The 533-nt window shown below is 49.7% G+C and carries 2 protein-coding genes; both read right to left on the bottom strand.

Features of this window, described 5'->3' with window-relative positions; all coding sequences use genetic code 11:
- Positions 1 to 28 precede the first annotated feature (28 nt).
- Positions 29 to 394, bottom strand: coding sequence for an 8-oxo-dGTP diphosphatase MutT (gene mutT, locus ACX5J7_RS07385; RefSeq protein ID WP_498706665.1), 366 nt, complete (start codon positions 392 to 394; stop codon positions 29 to 31).
- Positions 394 to 533, bottom strand: a 140-nt coding sequence (locus ACX5J7_RS07380; RefSeq protein WP_498706667.1) for an SEC-C metal-binding domain-containing protein, incomplete at its 5' end; no start/stop codon positions are given. The genes mutT and ACX5J7_RS07380, both read right to left, overlap by 1 nt.

Raw genomic sequence — 533 nt, 5'->3', positions numbered from 1 at the left:
CCAGTTTTTATTTCTGTAATGCGTTTTATTATAGGTCACGTTTGCCTCGGGAAAATCTTCTCGGGTTAAGCGCATTAATGTTAACCCATCGCGATGCTTGACCTTCTTTGCCATGGGGCTCACCGGTAAAGTCATAAACGCGATGAACGTCTAGCTTAACTTGCTTGTCGCCATAGTCATGGGTAATAACAATCACAGGCTCGCTGTGGTTCACGCTAATACCTACTTCTTCAGCAAGCTCTCGCTTTAATGCCTGAAGCACGGTTTCGCCTGCTTCCACTTTACCGCCGGGAAACTCCCATTTCCCGCCCTGATGGACATTGTCTGGGCGAAGGGTAATGAAGATTTCATCGCCGCGGGCAATAACGCCCACAGCAACGTGTACTACTTTCATTACTTAAGCTTACCGTGGCACTGCTTATACTTTTTACCTGAACCACAAGGGCATGGGTCGTTACGGCCTACTTTGGCTCCCTCACGAACCTGTGTACGCACTTGGTCGCTCGCTTCCTCTGGCGCTGCGGTGGCGTCTT

This window comes from Alteromonas infernus, from assembly GCF_902705815.1.
The sequence above is the reverse complement of the archived record's forward strand: the minus strand, read 5'-3'. Positions and strand labels throughout refer to the sequence as shown.